The sequence below is a fragment of the Pseudomonas nabeulensis genome (genome assembly GCF_004682045.1).
Taxonomy (GTDB): Bacteria; Pseudomonadota; Gammaproteobacteria; order Pseudomonadales; family Pseudomonadaceae; genus Aquipseudomonas; species Aquipseudomonas nabeulensis.
This window is the reverse complement of record NZ_QUZT01000001.1, coordinates 14,316-32,318: the sequence shown is the minus strand read 5'-3', so window position 1 is coordinate 32,318 and position 18,003 is coordinate 14,316. Positions and strand designations below refer to the sequence as shown.

The 18,003-nt window shown below is 60.3% G+C and carries 17 protein-coding genes; 8 read left to right on the top strand and 9 right to left on the bottom strand.

Translation table 11 applies throughout. The features are described 5' to 3' along the window. Positions 1-23: 23 nt before the first annotated feature. Entirely contained in the window at positions 24-938 is a 915-nt protein-coding gene (punR, locus tag DYL61_RS00145) for a DNA-binding transcriptional activator PunR (protein WP_135306702.1), read from the bottom strand. Between the two features lie 122 nt (positions 939-1,060). On the opposite strand from punR, the gene punC reads away from it, so the two are divergent. Further along, positions 1,061-2,251: a purine nucleoside transporter PunC gene (punC, locus tag DYL61_RS00140; RefSeq protein ID WP_135306701.1), complete on the top strand. Its 1,191-nt coding sequence runs from the start codon at positions 1,061-1,063 to the stop codon at positions 2,249-2,251. Positions 2,252-2,326: 75 nt separating this feature from the next. Here punC and DYL61_RS00135 read toward each other — a convergent pair whose 3' ends face one another. Next, positions 2,327-3,160, bottom strand: a complete 834-nt coding sequence (locus tag DYL61_RS00135) for a nucleoside-binding protein (protein WP_135306700.1) — start codon at positions 3,158-3,160, stop codon at positions 2,327-2,329. A gap of 132 nt (positions 3,161-3,292) precedes the next feature. Continuing rightward, positions 3,293-4,240, bottom strand: coding sequence for a LysR family transcriptional regulator (locus DYL61_RS00130; protein WP_135306699.1), 948 nt, complete (start codon positions 4,238-4,240; stop codon positions 3,293-3,295). Positions 4,241-4,412: 172 nt separating this feature from the next. On the opposite strand from DYL61_RS00130, the gene DYL61_RS00125 reads away from it, so the two are divergent. Next, a complete protein-coding gene (locus DYL61_RS00125) occupies positions 4,413-5,915 on the top strand; it encodes a nucleobase:cation symporter-2 family protein (RefSeq protein ID WP_135306698.1) in 1,503 nt (500 codons plus the stop codon). Positions 5,916-6,012: 97 nt separating this feature from the next. Here DYL61_RS00125 and DYL61_RS00120 read toward each other — a convergent pair whose 3' ends face one another. Both DYL61_RS00120 and DYL61_RS00115 read right to left on the bottom strand, forming a co-directional pair. Further along, complete coding sequence (locus DYL61_RS00120) at positions 6,013-6,945, bottom strand: proline iminopeptidase-family hydrolase (protein ID WP_135306697.1); 933 nt, start codon at positions 6,943-6,945, stop codon at positions 6,013-6,015. Between the two features lie 94 nt (positions 6,946-7,039). After that, positions 7,040-7,804, bottom strand: coding sequence for a LuxR family transcriptional regulator (locus DYL61_RS00115; protein WP_135306696.1), 765 nt, complete (start codon positions 7,802-7,804; stop codon positions 7,040-7,042). A 183-nt stretch (positions 7,805-7,987) separates the two neighbouring features. Between DYL61_RS00115 and DYL61_RS00110 the strand changes: the two genes are divergently transcribed. Genes DYL61_RS00110 through DYL61_RS00085 form a run of 6 tightly spaced genes read left to right on the top strand, consistent with a single transcriptional unit; the run spans position 7,988 to position 14,144 of the window. Next, positions 7,988-8,875, top strand: a complete 888-nt coding sequence (locus DYL61_RS00110) for a proline iminopeptidase-family hydrolase (RefSeq protein WP_105696678.1) — start codon at positions 7,988-7,990, stop codon at positions 8,873-8,875. A 3-nt stretch (positions 8,876-8,878) separates the two neighbouring features. After that, positions 8,879-9,826 (top strand): ABC transporter permease, encoded by a 948-nt coding sequence (locus DYL61_RS00105; protein WP_105696677.1) that lies wholly within the window; start codon positions 8,879-8,881, stop codon positions 9,824-9,826. Continuing rightward, positions 9,823-10,680, top strand: a complete 858-nt coding sequence (locus DYL61_RS00100) for an ABC transporter permease (protein WP_135306695.1) — start codon at positions 9,823-9,825, stop codon at positions 10,678-10,680. Before DYL61_RS00105 ends, DYL61_RS00100 begins: the two co-directional genes overlap by 4 nt. Next, complete coding sequence (locus DYL61_RS00095; RefSeq protein WP_135306694.1) at positions 10,677-11,633, top strand: ABC transporter ATP-binding protein; 957 nt, start codon at positions 10,677-10,679, stop codon at positions 11,631-11,633. Before DYL61_RS00100 ends, DYL61_RS00095 begins: the two co-directional genes overlap by 4 nt. Next, positions 11,630-12,628 (top strand): ABC transporter ATP-binding protein, encoded by a 999-nt coding sequence (locus tag DYL61_RS00090; protein ID WP_135306693.1) that lies wholly within the window; start codon positions 11,630-11,632, stop codon positions 12,626-12,628. The genes DYL61_RS00095 and DYL61_RS00090 overlap by 4 nt, the downstream gene beginning before the upstream one ends. 1 nt (position 12,629) lies before the next feature. Then, positions 12,630-14,144 (top strand): ABC transporter substrate-binding protein, encoded by a 1,515-nt coding sequence (locus DYL61_RS00085; protein ID WP_105696673.1) that lies wholly within the window; start codon positions 12,630-12,632, stop codon positions 14,142-14,144. A 135-nt stretch (positions 14,145-14,279) separates the two neighbouring features. On the opposite strand, the gene DYL61_RS00080 is transcribed toward DYL61_RS00085, so the two are convergent. The 4 genes from DYL61_RS00080 to DYL61_RS00065 form a co-directional block, all read right to left on the bottom strand. Further along, positions 14,280-15,020, bottom strand: a complete 741-nt coding sequence (locus tag DYL61_RS00080) for a YciK family oxidoreductase (RefSeq protein WP_135306692.1) — start codon at positions 15,018-15,020, stop codon at positions 14,280-14,282. Between the two features lie 201 nt (positions 15,021-15,221). Further along, entirely contained in the window at positions 15,222-15,893 is a 672-nt protein-coding gene (gene mupP, locus DYL61_RS00075) for an N-acetylmuramic acid 6-phosphate phosphatase MupP (protein ID WP_135306691.1), read from the bottom strand. 4 nt (positions 15,894-15,897) lie between these two features. After that, the gene (gene ubiG / locus DYL61_RS00070) at positions 15,898-16,596 is read right to left on the bottom strand and encodes a bifunctional 2-polyprenyl-6-hydroxyphenol methylase/3-demethylubiquinol 3-O-methyltransferase UbiG (RefSeq protein WP_003189760.1); all 699 of its coding nucleotides are present in this window, start codon (positions 16,594-16,596) and stop codon (positions 15,898-15,900) included. A gap of 64 nt (positions 16,597-16,660) precedes the next feature. Continuing rightward, positions 16,661-17,992, bottom strand: coding sequence for a TRZ/ATZ family hydrolase (locus tag DYL61_RS00065; RefSeq protein ID WP_135306690.1), 1,332 nt, complete (start codon positions 17,990-17,992; stop codon positions 16,661-16,663). Between the last annotated feature and the right edge of the window lie 11 nt (positions 17,993-18,003).

The window sequence follows — 18,003 nt, the reverse complement described above, 5'->3', positions numbered from 1 at the left end:
CCCACAAGGGATCTCCATTCATTTCAGGAATCAGGCCCATTCAGCCATTCCTGGTTCAGCGTCTCTTTATCGCCTAAATAATCCAGCAACCACGCCATCGCCGGTGACAACTTGTCCTGGGCCCAGGCCACACATGATGGGCTGGCCGGAAACGGTCGGCTCAATTGCAGTGCCACCAACTCCCCGCGCTCGATCCATGGCAACACCTGATGCGCCGGCGCCATGCCGACGCACAGGCCCTCGCGCAGGCAATCGATGGCTGACGGCCAATTGGGTACTACCAGCCGCCGTTGGTTATCCAGGGTCCAGGTGTCGCGTTTGGGCAAGTTGCGCGATGTGTCGGTCATGCACAGCGAGGCAAAGGGGCGCAATTGATCATCGCTGAGCAAACCGTCCACGGCCGTCAATGGATGCTTCGCGCTGACCACGCATAGCCAGTTCAGCAAACCCATGTCTCGGAACGTAAAGCGGCTGGCCACCGGCACTGCGCTGGTGGCGCCGATCACAATGTCCGTGCGCTCATCCGCCAACGCATCCCACACACCGTTGTACACCTCGTACTCCAACAGCAACTCCACCTCGGGAAACTGCCGATAGAAATCCATGACCAATTGCCGACAGCGCTGGGGTTTGACGATGGAGTCCACCGCCACTTTCAACTGGCCACTCCAGCCATTAGCCACTTGCTGGCACAGGCGTCGGGTGCCGAGCATTTTCTTCATTACGCTGCGGGCCTCCTCTATAAAGAGACGGCCGGCAGGGGTGAGTTCGACGTCGCGATGGCGCCTTACGAACAGCGGCACTGCCAACCATTCCTCGATCTGACGCACCGTATAGCTGATGGCCGACGGCACGCGGTGCAATTCCTGCGCGGCGGCGCTGAAACTGCCATGGCGCGCCACCGCATCGACTACATCCAGGGAGTATTCAGACCACATGGAAGCTGCCTTCAAAATTATTGATTGGAGTGTTCAATTATTATCGCTTCACACAAAAAATGTCAGCTTCATAATGGCCGCCAGTCAGCAAATAGTTTGATGGCAGGATCTACAAGGTTTCGATGAAAAATTCTTTTGGTTTTACCGGGTATTTGGCGGGGCTGAGCATGCTCGGTTACCTCGCCATGGACATGTACTTGCCCGCGTTCGGCGCCATGGGCGAACAGTTGCAGATAGGTGCGGGCGCAGTGGGCGCCAGCTTGAGCATCTTCCTGGCCGGTTTTGCTGTGGGCCAGCTGGTGTGGGGGCCGTTATCCGACCGGCTGGGACGCAAGCCGATCCTGCTCGCGGGATTGAGCCTGTTCGTGTTGGGATGTGCCGGGATGTTCTGGGTCGAGACCGCGCCGCAGTTGCTGGCACTGCGCTTTATACAGGCGATAGGCGTGTGTTCCGCCGCCGTGAGCTGGCAGGCGCTGGTGATTGATCGCTACCCGGCGGACAAGGCGCACCGCGTGTTCGCCAGCATCATGCCGTTGATGTCGTTGTCACCTGCGTTGGCGCCGTTGCTGGGGGCGATGGTGCTCAACCACTTTGGCTGGCAGGCGATCTTCGGGGTGTTGTTGGGGGTGTCGCTATTGTTGCTGCTGCCGACATTATTCTTGCGCACCGTGCCGAAACGTCCGGCGGTCGAAGGAGAAACCACACGCCTGGGCTATGGCCAGTTGCTGACCTCTCGCGTGTTCACCGGCAACGTGATGATCTTTGCCGCGTGCTCGGCCAGTTTCTTCGCCTGGCTGACAGCCTCTCCGTTCATCCTGGGTGATATGGGCTACAGCCCGAATGACATCGGCCTGAGCTATGTGCTTCCGACGCTGGCGTTTTTGGTCGGCGGCTACAGTTGCCGCAGCGCCCTGCAACATTTCCAGGGCAAGACGCTGCTGCCGTGGTTGTTGTTGGCCTACTGCATCAGCATGGTGGCGTTGTACCTGGTGGCCACGTTGACCGTGCCGACCCTGACCACCTTGTTGATTCCGTTTTGCCTGATGGCGCTGGTCAATGGTGCGAGCTACCCCATCGTTGTAGCGAATGCACTGATGCCGTTTGCGGAAAATTCCGGCAAGGCGGCGGCACTGCAAAACACCCTGCAACTGGGCCTGTGCTTTTTAAGCAGCTTGTTGGTGTCGTCGCTGATTGAGCAGCCGCTGCTGATTACTGTGATCGTGATGTTGGCCACGGCGCCGTTGGCGGTGTTGGGGTACTGGCTAGCGCGGCCGAAGGCAGATCGCTCGGAATTGGTATCTGATCTGAAGTGACAATGCATTTCAAACTGTGGGAGGGGGCTTGCTCCCACAGTTTGATTCGGTTTCTTCAGTTGCAGGTGCGATGCCCTAAAAGGTGATTTCCATATTCACCGTCGGCGTCGACGTGCGGCTACCCCGGCCGCCGTCCACGCCGAATTTGTTATGCCAGTATTCGTAACCCACTCCGAGGTACAGGTTCGGCTTCACGCTTTTGCCTGGTCGCACTGCCACCATCAACGCCGTGCGCATCAACGCTTCCGGCGCTGTATCACGGCCATGGTAGTCCTCGCCTTTTTCCCCGACGTAATTGATGAACCCCTGGAATTTTGCGCTGTGGTTGGCGATTTCGAACGGGCGCATCCACGTCAGGTTGAGCATGTAGGTATCGTCAAAGGTGTGGTTCGACTCCTGCGCGCCAGGGATGCCGGTGTGGTTCTTTTCCTTGTAGTACATCAGGCTCAGGTCGAGCACGCCGACGGTGTTGAATTTCAAGGTCGGGCCAATCACCAGTGCGCGTTTTTTGGCGGAGGCGAAGTTGTTGTTGCGGTTGGCATCAAAGCCCAGGGTCAGCGCGTAATCCTTGATCACCCCGGTCCCCAACGGCATATCAAACACGCGCGACGCGTACAACTGGTGCCGATACACCGCATACACCTCGCTGCCACCGTGGTCGGTGCCTTTGCGTGGGTCGCGGCTGTCGGAAAGGAACACGTCGAGGTTCAGGTAGTTGCTGCCGTACTGGTAGCCGCTGGCGTGGGTGAAGCTGTAGATGCGCTTGCTGAAATCGTCGGGGTTATTCGGATTGGTGAAGTGTTGGCCGTAGCGAAATCCTACGCTGTTGTTCATCCATTCCACCGCGACAGCCTCCCCGCCGCCGAGGAGAGTGAGCAATACGGTTGCGCCGTGCAGTGCCTTTTTCATTGTTTTAGTTCCTTTGGCGTTTGGCTCATGACGGCCTTGCAGGGGCCGTCGGGCGCAGTATCAGCACAAGGCTGGTGCACACCAAAGAACAGAATCTCGCCTGGGCCGATGCCGAAACGGCAGCAGTGAGTGTCAGGAAATGCGCGGTGTCCAGGGCGTTTCTTCACGCTCGCGCAACGCAATTTCTTCGCCGAGCAAATGCGTCAGGGCTTGTACTGCCACCGGCAAGTCACGCTCCTTGCGGGCATACACGCCAAGGTCGCTGAAGATGCCGCCCTGGTCACTCAAGGGGATATGCAACAGTTCGCCTCGCGCCAGGTCGGCCTCGATGCCGATGCGCGTCTGAAACGCGATGCCCAATTGCTGGCGCGCCAACTGCCGCGCCAGTTCCATGGAGTTGCTGTGCAGCAGCGGCTTGTGCGCCGCTGCGCGCTTGTGCAGCGGGGCGATCAGGTGGTGTACCGACAACTCGCTCTTGGCCTGGATCACCCCATGCTCACAACATTGCCCGTAGCTGACCTGGTTTTCAGCCGCCAACGGGTGGGCCGGCGTCATCAGTGCGCCCAGGCGAAAATGTCCGACACACAGCTGCGTGATTTCGCTATTTCGCGGTAGGGCAAATGCCAGTCCCAAATCCGCCTGGCCATTGATCACGGCGCGGGGAATCGACTGCGAGCCTTGCACGGTGACGCCAATCGTCACCTGCGGATAGCGCTCGCGCATGCGCTTGAGGGCGGCGGGCAGCAGTTCGACGGCGGCGCCTTCCACCGTGGCAATTTCCACGTGGCCAGTCTGCACGCCGTGCAAACCGTCCAGTTCGCCGCGCATTCGCTCCACATCTTGCAACAGCAGGGTGACGTGGCGGGTGAGGATCTCCCCAGCAGCCGTCACCCGCAGCCCGCCGGGTAGCCGCTCGAACAGGGCGGCGCCCATCTCCTCTTCGAGTTTGAGGATTTGTCGGTTCACGGCCGACGACGCCACGTTCAGCCGCCGGGCCGCTTCGCGGATCGAGTGGCAGCGCCGCACCATGTCGAAGTAGTAGATCGCCGGGGCGTGAATTCGCAATTTGCGGTTGAGCATTTTTTTCAGGTCCTTTGACACACGACTTCAAGCCATAGGGCAGGGCGGCTGAATGGTTTTTTGTGGCGAATGAAAAGGCTTCATTGTCGAATTGATTGTATACAACTCTATGGACATCTCTTGTTTCCTTTGCATACAGTGAATGCACAACAAAAACAGAGATCCCCTCACCATGACTATCCCGAAGGCGTCACCGCAGCGGCCGGAAGATGAAAATCTCGGCGTCGCCGCCAACATGGCTTACGGCCTGCAGCATGTGCTCACCATGTACGGCGGTATCGTTGCCGTGCCCCTGATCATTGGCCAGGCGGCCGGGTTGTCGCCGGCGGATATTGGCCTGTTGATTGCCGCGTCGTTGTTTGCCGGCGGCCTGGCCACGCTGTTGCAAACCCTTGGCCTACCGTTCTTTGGCTGTCAGTTGCCGCTGGTGCAGGGCGTGTCGTTTGCCGGTGTGGCAACCATGGTGGCGATTGTCGGCGGCGACGGCGCCGGCGGGGTGCCGGTGATTCTCGGGGCGGTGATGGCCGCGTCGTTGATCGGGCTATTGATCACGCCGGTGTTTTCGCGGATTACCAAGTTTTTCCCGCCCTTGGTGACCGGTATCGTGATCACCACCATTGGTTTGACCCTGATGCCGGTCGCCGCGCGCTGGGCCATGGGCGGCAATAGCCGCGCAGCGGATTTCGGCAGCATGCCGAATATCGGCCTGGCCGCGTTGACCCTGGTGTTGGTGCTGCTGTTGAGCAAGATTGGCAGCGCGACCATCTCGCGTCTGTCAATCCTGTTGGCGATGGTGATCGGCACCGTGATCGCGGTGTTCCTCGGCATGGCCGATTTCTCCAATGTCACTCAGGGGCCGATGTTTGGTTTTCCTACGCCATTCCATTTCGGCATGCCAACCTTCCATGTGGCGGCGATCATTTCCATGTGCATCGTGGTGATGGTGACCCTGGTGGAAACCTCGGCGGACATCCTGGCGGTGGGTGAGATCATCGACACCAAGGTTGACTCCAAGCGCCTGGGCAATGGCTTGCGCGCCGATATGCTGTCGAGCATGTTGGCGCCGATCTTCGGCTCGTTTACCCAAAGCGCCTTCGCCCAGAACGTTGGCCTGGTGGCGGTTACCGGGGTGAAAAGTCGTTTTGTCGTGGCTACGGGCGGGATGTTTTTGGTGATTCTTGGGCTGCTGCCGTTTATGGGGCGGGTCATCGCGGCGGTGCCGACCTCAGTGCTCGGCGGGGCAGGGATCGTGCTGTTCGGCACCGTGGCGGCCAGCGGTATTCGCACGCTTTCCAAAGTGGATTATCGCAACAATATGAATTTGATCATCGTCGCTACTTCCATCGGTTTTGGCATGATCCCCATTGCTGCGCCGAACTTTTATGATCACTTCCCGAGCTGGTTCGCGACCATTTTCCACTCGGGCATCAGTTCATCCGCGATCATGGCGATCCTGCTGAACCTGGCGTTCAACCACTTCACCGCCGGTAACTCGGACCAGCAGTCGGTGTTTGTGGCAGGCACTGAACGCAGTTTGTGCTTCAGCGATGTTTCGGAACTGCGTGATGGGGATTATTTCAAGGGCGGCAAATTGTTTGATGCCGAGGGCAGGGAGATTCCGGTGGTGGCCGAAGTTTCGAAGAAGGCCGCAAAACCTGAAACTTCGCAGGTCTGAGTGTGGGAGGGGGCTTGCCCCCGATAGCGGTGTGCCTGTTGCCTATCATTCATCTGACACACTGCAATCGGGGGCAAGCCCCCTCCCACATTTGATTTCAGCTGGCCTTAAGAATTGGGTTCGGCACCGCACACACCTCATCCAAAAACTTCACCACAGTCCCCATACACGCCTGGCGTTCTTCCACGTGGGGCATGTGGCTGGAGTCTTCAAACAGCGCCCAGCGCACATCGGCGATCTCATCCAGGAACGGCTTGACCACCAAGGGCGTGGCCTCGTCATGGCGACCGGAAATCACCAGGGTCGGCACGTTGATTGCCGACAGGCGGCCAATGGACTTCCAGTCCTTCAAGCTGCCGATCACATGGAATTCGGTGGGGCCGCTCATGGCGTGGTAAACGGTGGGATCCGAGTCGACCTGGGCAAAGGTGCGTGCCACTTCCTCCGGCCATGGGTTGACCCGGCAGACGTGCTGGTCGTAGAACACCCGCGATGCAGCGAGGTATTCCGGGTCTTGGTAGGTGCCCGCCGCTTCGTGCTTGAGCAAGGTTTCATGCACACCTTCGGGCAACAATTTGCGCAGGCGATTGGCTTCGCTGACCCAGGTGCGCATGCAGGTCGGTGAGTTGGCCGGGATAAAGGCGCGCAGGCCCTTGGGTTGCAGGATCGCGTGTTCGCTGCCGAGCATGCCGCCCCAGGATTGGCCGAGGATCGCGTAGTTTTCGCTGATTTGCAGGTGGTCCAGCAGGTTGTTCAGTTCTTCGAGGAACAGGCCGACGGTCCAGAACGACGGGTCTTTGTCGGGTAAGTGGGTCGAACGGCCATTGCCCAGTTGATCGTAGTGGATCACCGCATGGCCGCTGGCGGCGACATCCTTGAACGCGTCGACATAGTCGTGGGTGCAGCCGGGGCCACCGTGGATGATCACCAGCGGTGTGCGGCCGCTGGCCAGGTCACCGGTGACGCGGTACCAGGTTTGGTAGGCGCCGAACGCCGCATACCCTTCGCGGATTTTTTCGATGAATTCCATTTCGTACCCTGCTCTGAAAAAAAAGGATCAGGGACACGATAGTCTGCGCAGGCCGTTTAAGTAACTAGCAAAACAGCTAGGTTTTGCTGACGGCTCAGTCTTCCAGCAGGCGGTAATGGGTGGCGCGCACTACCGCTTGTACGCGGTTCTTGGCCCCTAGTTTGTGCATCGCCGAGGCCAGATGCAGCGTGACCACGGCCAGTGAACGGCTCAGTTGCGCGGCAATTTCGGCGGCAGTCAGGCCTTCGGCGGCCCATTTGAGGCATTCGCGTTCCCGTTTGGTCAGGTGGATATGGGGGTAGGTACGCAGCTCTTTGCTGAACAGCGGGTAGGCCGCTTCCTGCAAGGCATGGGAAATCAGGCTGAAATCCGACAAGGTCTGCTGTGCATCCTGTAGTACGGTTCGGGCCTTGCCAGTGCGCAGGCCGGTCAACGAAGCAAAGCCGCCTCGGGGTAGATGGATGGGGACGCTGACCCCACAGGTCAGTTGTTGGTCGTGGAGGTAAGACGAAACCGGGGCGTGGCAGGGATCGATGATCTTTTGCAGTGGCGTATCGGCCTTGACGTCGTAGGACCACACGAACGGCGATACCGTGCTCAAGGCCAGATGCTGCACCGGATCAATCTGGTAGAACCCTTCGCTGCACCACAAGGTGTGCCAGCCGGGCGGGGTATTGCGCAGTGCCAGCACCGAGGGGGTGATAAGTGCACCATCCTGGTCCATCGGCACGGGGGTGTAGTCGTACACCAAGGCATCGAAGCCCAACTGTTGGGCGAGGATAAAGGTATTGTCCATCTGCTCATCCAGGCTCCTGCCCGGCATCAGACGGTGATTGAAGGCAGTTAGCTTGGCCAGCATCCGTTCTGCTCCCGAATTCATTTGAATCTCGACTTGCTGCAAGTAGAATGCCACGCCCCGGCGAAGGACTGCCAGGCCAAACCTATAAGAACTACTAGGTTATGGACGCACGGCATCCTCGGTAGTGTTGGCCCGATAAACGGCCGCTACCTGCCAGGCCGATACAACACAAGGAATGTATGCATGTGGCGTGAAATTGCCCCCGACCAGCAGTACAACGTGCAAGTCGACGGCTATAACCTCGTGGTCTACAGCTTTGGCGAAGGCGATGAGGTGCTGTTGTGCCTCAACGGCGGGCCGGGCCTGCCGTGTGACTACTTGCGCGACGCCCATGGCTGGCTCAAAGAGCATAACCTGCGAGTGGTTGCATTCGACCAGCTTGGCACGGGTGCATCAGCCAGACCCACCGACGTTTCCCTGTGGGAAATCCGCCGATATGTCGAAGAAGTCGAAACCGTGCGCCAGGCCCTGGGCCTCGGACGCGTGCATTTGCTCGGGCACTCCTGGGGCGGCTGGCTCGGTATCGAATACGCCATCCATTACCCCGATGCCCTGAAAAGCCTGATCCTCGAAAACACCGTCGGCGACATCCCGCACCTGTCTCAAGAACTCGAACGCCTGCGCGGCGCCCTCGGCAGCGAAACGGTGGCCATGATGCAGCGCCACGAAGCCATGGGCACCCTGGACCACCCGCAGTACCAGGCCGCGATCACCTTGCTCAACTACCGCCACGTGTGCCGCCTCGACGAGTGGCCAGCGCCGGTCCAGCGCTCCCTTGGCGACTGGAACATGGGCCCTTACGAAACCATGCAAGGCCCCAACGAATTTCTCTACGTCGGTAACCTCAAGGACTGGAATCGCATCCCGGAGATGGCCGCGTTCAACATGCCGATCCTGATCACCACCGGCCAGCACGACGAACTCACCCCGGCCTGCGCCATGCGCATGAAGATGGCCGCCAGGCACGCCGAATTGCATGTGTTCCCCAACAGCAGCCATATGCCGTTCTACGAAGAACCCCAGGCGTATTTCCCGGTCCTGTTGGACTTTCTTGCGCGTCACCGAGGCTGACGGATGAATCTGGCGCGCTACCGCTTTGTACTGTCCCGGCCGCTGCAATTGCTGCCGGTGCTGTTTGGCATCAGCCTGATCACCTTTGTGCTGGTGCGCTCGATTCCCGGCGATCCGGCGCGCGCGCTGCTGGGTTCACGCAGCACGCCCGACGCCTTGCTGAAAATCCGCGCCCAGTACGGCCTCGACCAGCCGTTGTGGCAGCAATATTTCTATTTCCTGAAGAACCTGCTCAAGGGCGATCTTGGTCAATCCCTGCTGTACAAGGTCGATGCGCTGAAACTGATCGTCACCCGCATCGAGCCGACGCTGGTACTGGTACTCGGCAGCGTCGTGCTGGCACTGTTGATCGCGGTGCCGCTGGCAACCGTCGCCGCGCGCAACAAGGGCGGTTGGGCAGATAACCTGATCCGCGTGTTCACCACCGTCGGCCTGGGCATGCCGGCGTTCTGGCTGGGCTTGATGTTGATCTTGTTGTTGAGCGTGCAATGGGGCCTGTTCCCCGTGTCTGGCTACGGTCGCACCTGGCTGGACAAGGCTCACCACATGGTGCTGCCGTGCCTGACCATCGCTCTCGCGCTGTCGGCGGTGCTGGTACGCAACCTGCGGGCCAGTATGTTGATGGAGTTGCAGGCGGACCACGTCACCGCTGCGCGTGCGCGTGGATTGTCCGAGGCGCAAGTGTTCCGACGTCATGTACTGCCTAATTCTCTGGTGCCTGCGGTCAACCTGTTGGCGGTGAATATTGGCTGGCTGATCAGCGGCACGGTGGTGATCGAAAGCCTGTTCGCTATCCCCGGCATCGGCCAATTGCTGGTGCGCGGCATCTTCACCCGCGATTACATGGTGGTGCAGGGCGTCGCCATGGTGCTGGCCTGTGCCACGGTGGTGGTGAACTTTATCGCCGATGTGGTCACAGTGGCCCTCGACCCGCGGGTGAAGATGCAATGACCAGCCGCCCCTTGATCGCCCCATGGCGTTTGCGCTTGCGCTTTGGTTTTCGCAATGGCCGCCTGACTGCTGCATGGGGGTTGTTGATTCTGCTGGCGTGGTTCGCACTCGCGCTGTTTGCACCGTGGGTCGCGCCTTATGACCCGATTGCGCAGAACACCGATATCAGTCTGCTCGGTCCCAGCCTGGCCCATCCATTTGGCACGGATAATTATGGTCGCGACATTCTTTCGCGGGTGATCTGGGGCGCGCGCATCGACCTGCAACTGGCGATCATCGGCGTGATCTTCCCGTTTATGATCGGCACCTTTATCGGCGCGGTGTCCGGTTATATCGGCGGGCGTTTCGACAGTTTCTGCATGCGCGTGATCGACGTGATCCTGGCGTTCCCGTTCCTGGTGTTGATGCTGGCGATCATGGCCATCCTCGGCCCGGGCTTGAAGAGTTTTTACATCGCCATGGCGCTGGTGGGCTGGGTGTCGTATGCGCGGTTGATCCGCTCACAGATCCTGGTGCTCAAGGAAAGTGACTTTGCCCTGGCGGCCAAGAGCCTGGGCTTTGGTCACGGGCGCATTCTGTTTCGGCATTTGCTGCCGAATGCGATGTTTGGCTCCATTGTGTTTTCCATGTCCGACGCGGTGTTGGTGCTGCTCAATGGCGCCGCCGTGAGCTACCTGGGCCTGGGCGTGCAACCGCCCACCGCCGAGTGGGGCACGATGGTGGCCGAAGGTCAGGCCTTCATCACCACGGCGTGGTGGATCTGTACCTTTCCGGGGCTGGCCATTGTGACCCTGGCCATGGGCTTCAGCCTGCTTGCCGATGGCGTGGCGCAAGTGCTGGGGGATCGCTCATGAGTCTGTTACAGGTGCGGGACCTGAGCGTGATCGCCAATAACGCGGGGCGCGATGTGACCCTGGTGGAGCGCGTGTCGTTCGATCTGGCCGAAGGCGAGATCCTCGGCCTGGTGGGGGAGAGCGGCTCAGGCAAAACCATGGCCTGTCGCGGCCTGATGCGCCTGCTGCCATCGCCCAATCTGCGGGTGCAAGGTGGCGCGGTGCGCCTGGCCGGTCAGGATTTATTGCAACTGGATGATGCCGGGATGCGCGCCGTCAGGGGTGGGCAACTGGGTATGATCTTCCAAAATCCCAGCAGCCACCTCGACCCGCTAATGCGCATTGGCGAGCAGATCGCCGAGGGCATCCGCCTGCATCAGGGCGCGTCGAAAAAAGACGCACGCCAGCAGGCCATCGACGTCTTGCGCCAAGTGGGCATCCCCGACCCCAAGGCGCGTATCGATAACTACCCCCATGAGTTCTCCGGTGGTATGCGCCAGCGCGCAATGATTGCCGTCGCGTTGGGCTGTAACCCTAAAGTGCTGATCGCCGATGAGCCGACCACTGCGCTCGACGTCACCGTGCAGGCGCAAATCCTGCGCCTGCTGCTGGACCTGCGGGATCAGCGTGGCCTGTCGCTCATCATGATCACCCACGACCTCGGCGTGGTGGCGCAGACCTGCGATTCCATTGCGGTGATGTACGCCGGGCGCCTGTGCGAACACGGCAGCAAGTACGACCTGCTGGCCCATCCCCGGCACCCATACACCGCCGGGCTGATCGACTGTCAACCGGCCCACAGCAGCGGCCACGCCTTGCTGCGTACCATTCCTGGCCAGCCGCCGTTGCTGGATGCATTGCCCGCTGGCTGTCGCTTCAATCCGCGCTGTCCGCAAGTCGGCGCCCTGTGCACTGAACAGTTGCCGGAAGGTGCGCGGGTTGCCTGTCACTACCCCTTGGGAGCGCACCCATGAGCCTGTTGCAGATTAAAAATCTGGAGGTGAAATTTGCGGCGTCCGGCACCGGCCTGTTCGGGTTGAACAAGCAATGGGTGAGGGCGGTGAATGGTGTGTCGCTGAACCTGGCGGCGGGCGAAACCCTTGGGCTGGTGGGGGAGTCCGGCAGCGGCAAGAGCACCCTGGGCCGGGCGATTTTGCACCTCAACCCCATCAGTGCTGGCCAGGTGCTGTTCGATGGCATCGACATGGCCCATGGCAGTGCCATCGACATTGCCCGGCTGCGGCATGAAACCGCGATGATCTTCCAGGACCCCTACGCAGCGCTGAACCCGCGCCATACCATCGGCGAAACCCTGGCCGAAGTGTTGCGGGTACAGCGCAAGGTCACGGCGCAGCAGATCCCGGCGCGCGTCAACGAGTTGCTCGACCTGGTGGGGCTGCGCCCCGAACTCGCCAGCCGCAAACCCGGCTCCCTCAGTGGCGGCCAGTGCCAGCGCGTTGGCATCGCCCGTGCGTTGGCGGTTGAGCCACGGTTGATCATCGCTGACGAATGCGTGGCGGCGCTGGATGTGTCGATCCAGGGGCAAATCATCAATCTGTTGCTGGAGCTGCAACAGCGCATGAACCTGGCGATCCTGTTTATCGCCCATGACCTGGCCATCGTGCGCCGCCTGTGCGACCGCGTGGCAGTAATGTACCTGGGCAAGATTGTCGAGGAAGGGCCGGTGGAAGCGGTGTTTACCGCGCCGCGTCATCCCTACACCGCCGCATTGATTGAGGCGATCCCCGAGATCGATCCTCATCGTCCATTGCCTACAGAGCCTTTGCCGGGTGAACCCCCCAGCCCGTTGAATTTGCCTACAGGCTGCGCCTTTCACCCGCGCTGCCGGCATGCGCAAACCCTGTGTTCCGTGGTGTTGCCGCCGACCCATTTCCTGCACGAGCATCGGTACAGTTGCGTGCTTGCACAACCGTTGAACCTTTCTGCCGTTATAAACAAGGAGTTATGACATGCAATCGCGCCACTTGAAGTTGCTTGCCGCCGCCACGTTGACCGCCTGGTCCCTCACCGCTGGGCTGGCGCAAGCCGCCGGTGTATTGACCATCGGCTGCCGTGAAGACAGCACCACGTTCGACCCGATCAAAAGCGCGCAAAACCGCGACACCTGGGTATTCGCCAACGTCTACGACACCCTGGTGCGCGTGGATAACCTGGGCACCAAGATGGAACCAGGGCTGGCAGAAAGTTGGGAAATTTCCAAGGATGGCCTGACCTACACCTTCAAGCTGCGTGATGCGAAGTTCTCGGATGGCTCGGCGATCACCGCTGACGATGCGGCGTTCAGCCTGCTGCGTATCCGTGACAACAAGGCCTCGCTGTGGGCTGACCCCTTCAACCTGATCAACACGGCCAAGGCGGCTGATCCGAAAACCCTGGTGGTTACGCTGAAGACTCCGGCTGTAGCTTTCCTTTCCCAACTGGCTTCGCCGACGGTGTCGATCCTGTCGGAAAAAGCCATGACCAAGCTGGGCGAAGACGCCTACTCGGAAAACCCGGTGACTTCCGGTGCGTTTACCGTGGACGAGTGGCGCAAAGGCGATCGCGTCATCCTCAAGAAGAACCCGAACTTCTGGCAAGCCAAGAACGTCAGCCTGGACGGCGTGGAGTGGGTCTCGGTGACCGACGACAATACCCGCATGCGCATGGTGCAGAACAACGAGTTGGACACCGCGATCTTTGTACCTTTCTCCCGGGTTGAAGAGCTGAAGAAAGACAAGAACGTGGTGGTGCATTCCGACCCATCGACCCGTGAAGATCACCTGTTGATCAACCACGAGCACGGCTTGTTGGCCAAGCCCGAGGTGCGCCAAGCGCTGGACATGGCCATCGACAAACAATCGTTGGTGAAGACCGCCACTTTCGGTCAAGGCACTGTGGCCTATTCCTACATCCCGAAAGGCTCGCTGTACCACTACGCCAACAACCTGCAACGCCCGTACGACCCTACCGCTGCCAAGAAGCTGCTGGAGCAGGCCGGCGCCAAGGACTTGAAGCTCAACTATGTGGTCAACGCCGGCAACGAAGCCGACGAGCAAATCGCGGTGATCATCAAGGACCAGTTGGCCAAGGTCGGTGTGACCGCCAACCTGCAAAAGGTCGACCCGACCCAAAGCTGGCAGATGCTGGTGGACGGTGAGTACGATATTTCGGTGATGTACTGGACCAACGACATCCTCGACCCGGACCAGAAAACCACGTTCGTGCTGGGCCACGACACCAACCAGAACTACATGACCCGCTATAAGAACGACAAGGTCAAGGAGCTGGTGGCACAAGCGCGCATCGAGGCCGATCCGGTCAAGCGTGAGCAAATGTATGTGGAATTGCAGAAGCTGGCGAAGCAGGACGTGAACTGGATTGACCTGTACTACAGCCCGTACATCAACATCTCGCGCAGCAATATCAGCAACTTCCTGCAAAACCCGTTGGGCCGCTTTACCCTCGAGGAAGTAGTAAAAAACTAACCCCTCAAGCACACCGCAATACAAATGTGGGAGGGGGCTTGCCCCCGATTGCAGTGGGTCAGTGAAGAATTGTTCAACTGACCCACCGCCATCGGGGGCAAGCCCCCTCCCACATTTAATCTTGCTGCGTTCCGACTACTGCGCGTCGAACGCCTGCCCATTAATTCCCGTACTGTCCGGCCCCATCAGGTACAGGTACACCGGCATAATCTCTTCCGGCGTCGGGTTATCCGTCGGGTTCTCCCCCGGATACGCCTGGGCGCGCATGCTGGTGCGCGTAGCGCCTGGGTTGATGCTGTTGGCGCGGACTGCCGCAACATCTTCCAGCTCATCGGCCAAGGTCTGCATCAGGCCCTCAGTCGCAAATTTCGACACGCCGTAAGCCCCCCAATACGCCCGGCCCTTGCGCCCAACGCTGCTGGAGGTGAACACCACCGACGCATCCTGGGACAGTTTGAGCAGCGGCAGCAACGTACTGGTCAGCATGAACATCGCGTTGACGTTCACATGCATCACGCGCATGAAGTTCTCGCCGGACAACTGCTCGATTGGCGTACGCGGGCCGATGATCGACGCGTTGTGCAGGACGCCGTCGAGATGGCCGAATTCTTTCTCGATCATCGCTGCCAGCTCATCGTATTGATGGGGCAGGGCGGTCTCCAGGTTGAACGGGATCACCACTGGCTGAGGCTGGCCGGCGGCTTCGATCTCGTCATACACCTGGGCCAGGTTGGCTTCGGTCTTGCCCAGCAGCAATACCGTGGCGCCGTGGGCGGCGTAGGTCTTCGCCGCCGCCGCGCCGATCCCGCGACCGGCGCCGGTCACCAGGATGACCCGGCCTTTGAGCAATTCTGGACGTGCGGAGTAATCAAACATAAATAGCCTCGACAAAATTCAGCAGGTTGCAAACACCCAATTTGGAAACAGCACAGGTCCCCTGTGGGAGGGGGCTTGCCCCCGATGAGGGCCTGTCAGCAATAGAGGTGCAGGCTGACCCACCGCTATCGGGGGCAAGTCGAACCGTCGCGCCGCCCCTCCCACATTGGATCTTCATTGGTCTGTAGATTCAGTGCGCCATCAGCAACTGCACAACGCGTTATCCAGCACCTTGCGCAGTTCCAGCGGGTGATCCACCACCACATCGGCGCCCCAGTGGCGCGGGTTATCGTCCGGGTGGATATAGCCGTAAGTGACCGCTGCGGTGCGCGTACCCGCATCACGCCCAGACTCGATATCCCGCAGGTCATCGCCCACGAACAGCACGCTGGCGGGGTCCAGGTCGAGCATCTTGCAGGCCAGAATCATCGGTTCCGGGTCCGGCTTGCTGTTTTTCACATGGTCGGGGCAAATCAACAGCGCCGAGCGCTGGGCCAGGCCCAACTGCTGCATGATCGGTTCGGCAAAACGCAGCGGTTTGTTGGTGACCACGCCCCAGATCAGCTTGGACTTCTCGATGTCTTCCAGCAGCTCGGCCATGCCGTCGAACAGTTTGCTGTGGATCGCACAACCTTTGACGTAGCGCTCCAGGAACTCCAGGCGCAGTTCTTCAAAGCCTGGGGATTCCGGGTCCATGGAAAAGGTCACGGCGACCATCGCCCGCGCACCGCCGGAGATTTCGTCGCGGATATGCTCGGGGTTGATCGGCGCCAGGCCGCGGTCGGTGCGCATGGCCTGGCAGATGGCGATAAAGTCCGGCGCGGTGTCCAGCAAGGTACCGTCCATATCGAAGAGAACCGCTCGCAACTTCACAGGCTTACTCCTCGCGCAGGGTCTGGATCATGTAGTTGACGTCAACGTCGTTGGCCAGCTTGTAGTGCTTGGTCAGCGGGTTGTAGGTCAGGCCGATGATGTCCTTGACGGTCAGGCCGGCTTGACGGCTCCACGCGCCCAGCTCGGACGGACGGATGAATTTCTTGAAGTCGTGGGTGCCGCGCGGCAGCAGCTTCATGATGTATTCGGCGCCGATGATCGCGAACAGGTAGGCCTTGGGGTTGCGGTTGATGGTGGAGAAAAACACCTGGCCACCCGGCTTGACCATGCGGAAGCAGGCGCGAATCACCGACGACGGGTCCGGCACGTGTTCCAGCATCTCAAGGCAGGTGACCACGTCGAACTGCTCGGGCATTTCCTCGGCCAGGGCTTCGGCGGTGATTTGGCGGTATTCCACGCTCACGCCGGATTCCAGCTGGTGCAGTTGGGCCACGGCCAACGGCGCTTCGCCCATGTCGATACCCATCACGGTAGCGCCGCGCTGGGCCATGGCTTCACTGAGGATGCCGCCGCCGCAACCCACGTCCAGCACCTTTTTGCCGGCCAGGTTGACGCGTTCGTCAATCCAGTTGACCCGCAGCGGGTTGATGTCGTGCAGGGGCTTGAACTCGCTTTCGCGGTCCCACCAGCGGTGAGCCAGGGCTTCGAATTTGGCGATTTCGGCGTGGTCGACGTTGCTCATGGTGAATCCTCTAAATCTGATAAATCGGGTTGTCAGTCCTGAACTCAGGGGTTCAAAACCTTCGTTATTCGCTGTGTCCGCTGATGCGCTGGCCCCAGGCAATGGCCGTGGCGGTCAGCTGTTGTTCATCTATGCGGGTCAATTGCCGGTCGTCGAGCAACTGCTTGCCGGCGACCCAAAGGTGTTTCACACAATCGCGTCCGGTGGCATATATAAGCTGTGAGACCGGATCGTAGATCGGTTGTTGCGCCAGCCCCGACAGGTCGAAGGCGACGATATCCGCGGCCTTGCCCACTTCAAGCGAGCCAATCTCGTTCTCCAGGCCCATGGCCCGCGCGCCGTTGAGCGTAGCCATGCGCAGCGCGCGGTGGGCGTCCAGTGCAGTGGCAGAGCCGGCGACGGCCTTGGCCAACATCGCTGCTGTGCGGGTTTCACCCAGCAGGTCCAGGTCGTTATTGCTGGCGGCGCCATCGGTGCCGATGGCCACATTGACGCCAGCCTGCCACAAGCGCTCCACCGGGCAAAAGCCGCTGGCCAGTTTCAGGTTCGATTCCGGGCAATGGATGATGCTGGTGTTGCTTTCTACCAGCAAAGCCAGGTCGTCCTCGCTGATTTGGGTCATGTGAACGGCCTGGAAGCGTGGGCCCAAGAGCCCAAGGCGGCCCAGGCGCGCCAATGGTCGCTCGCCGGTCTGCTCGACAGCTTGCTGCACTTCAAAGGCGGTTTCGTGAACGTGCATATGGATCGCGGCGTCCAGCTCCTCGGCGATCACCCGGATTTTCTCCAGGTTGTCATCGCACACGGTGTATGGCGCGTGAGGGCCGAAGGTGATCTTGATACGTGGGTGGTGCTTGAGGTCGCCGAACAACTCGATACCCTGGCGGATCGCCTCATCGGCGCTACTGGCGCCGGGGATCGGGAAGTCGAGGATCGGAATCGCGATCTGCGCGCGCATGCCGCTGTTGTGTACGCAGTCGCTGGCGACCTTGGGGTAGAAGTACATGTCGGAGAAACAGGTAACGCCACCCTTGAGTTGCTCGGCGATGGCCAGGTCGGTGCCATCACGCACGAACGCCTCGTCGACCCATTTGGCTTCGGCGGGCCAGATGTGCTTTTCCAGCCAGGTCATCAGCGGCAGGTCATCGGCCAGGCCGCGAAACAGGCTCATCGCCGCATGCCCGTGGGCGTTGATCAGGCCGGGGCTGAGTAGCATGCCCGGTAGCTCGCGTGTTTCTGTTGCTGAAAGCTTCAGCGCCGCCGCCCGTGGGCCGATAAAGGCAATACGCCCGTCACGGATGCCCAGGCCATGCTCCTTGAGCACCACGCCAGCAGGTTCGACGGGTACCAGCCAGGTCGGCAATAGCAACAAGTCGAGCGGGGCGGCAGTGGCGGTCATCGAAGGCTTCT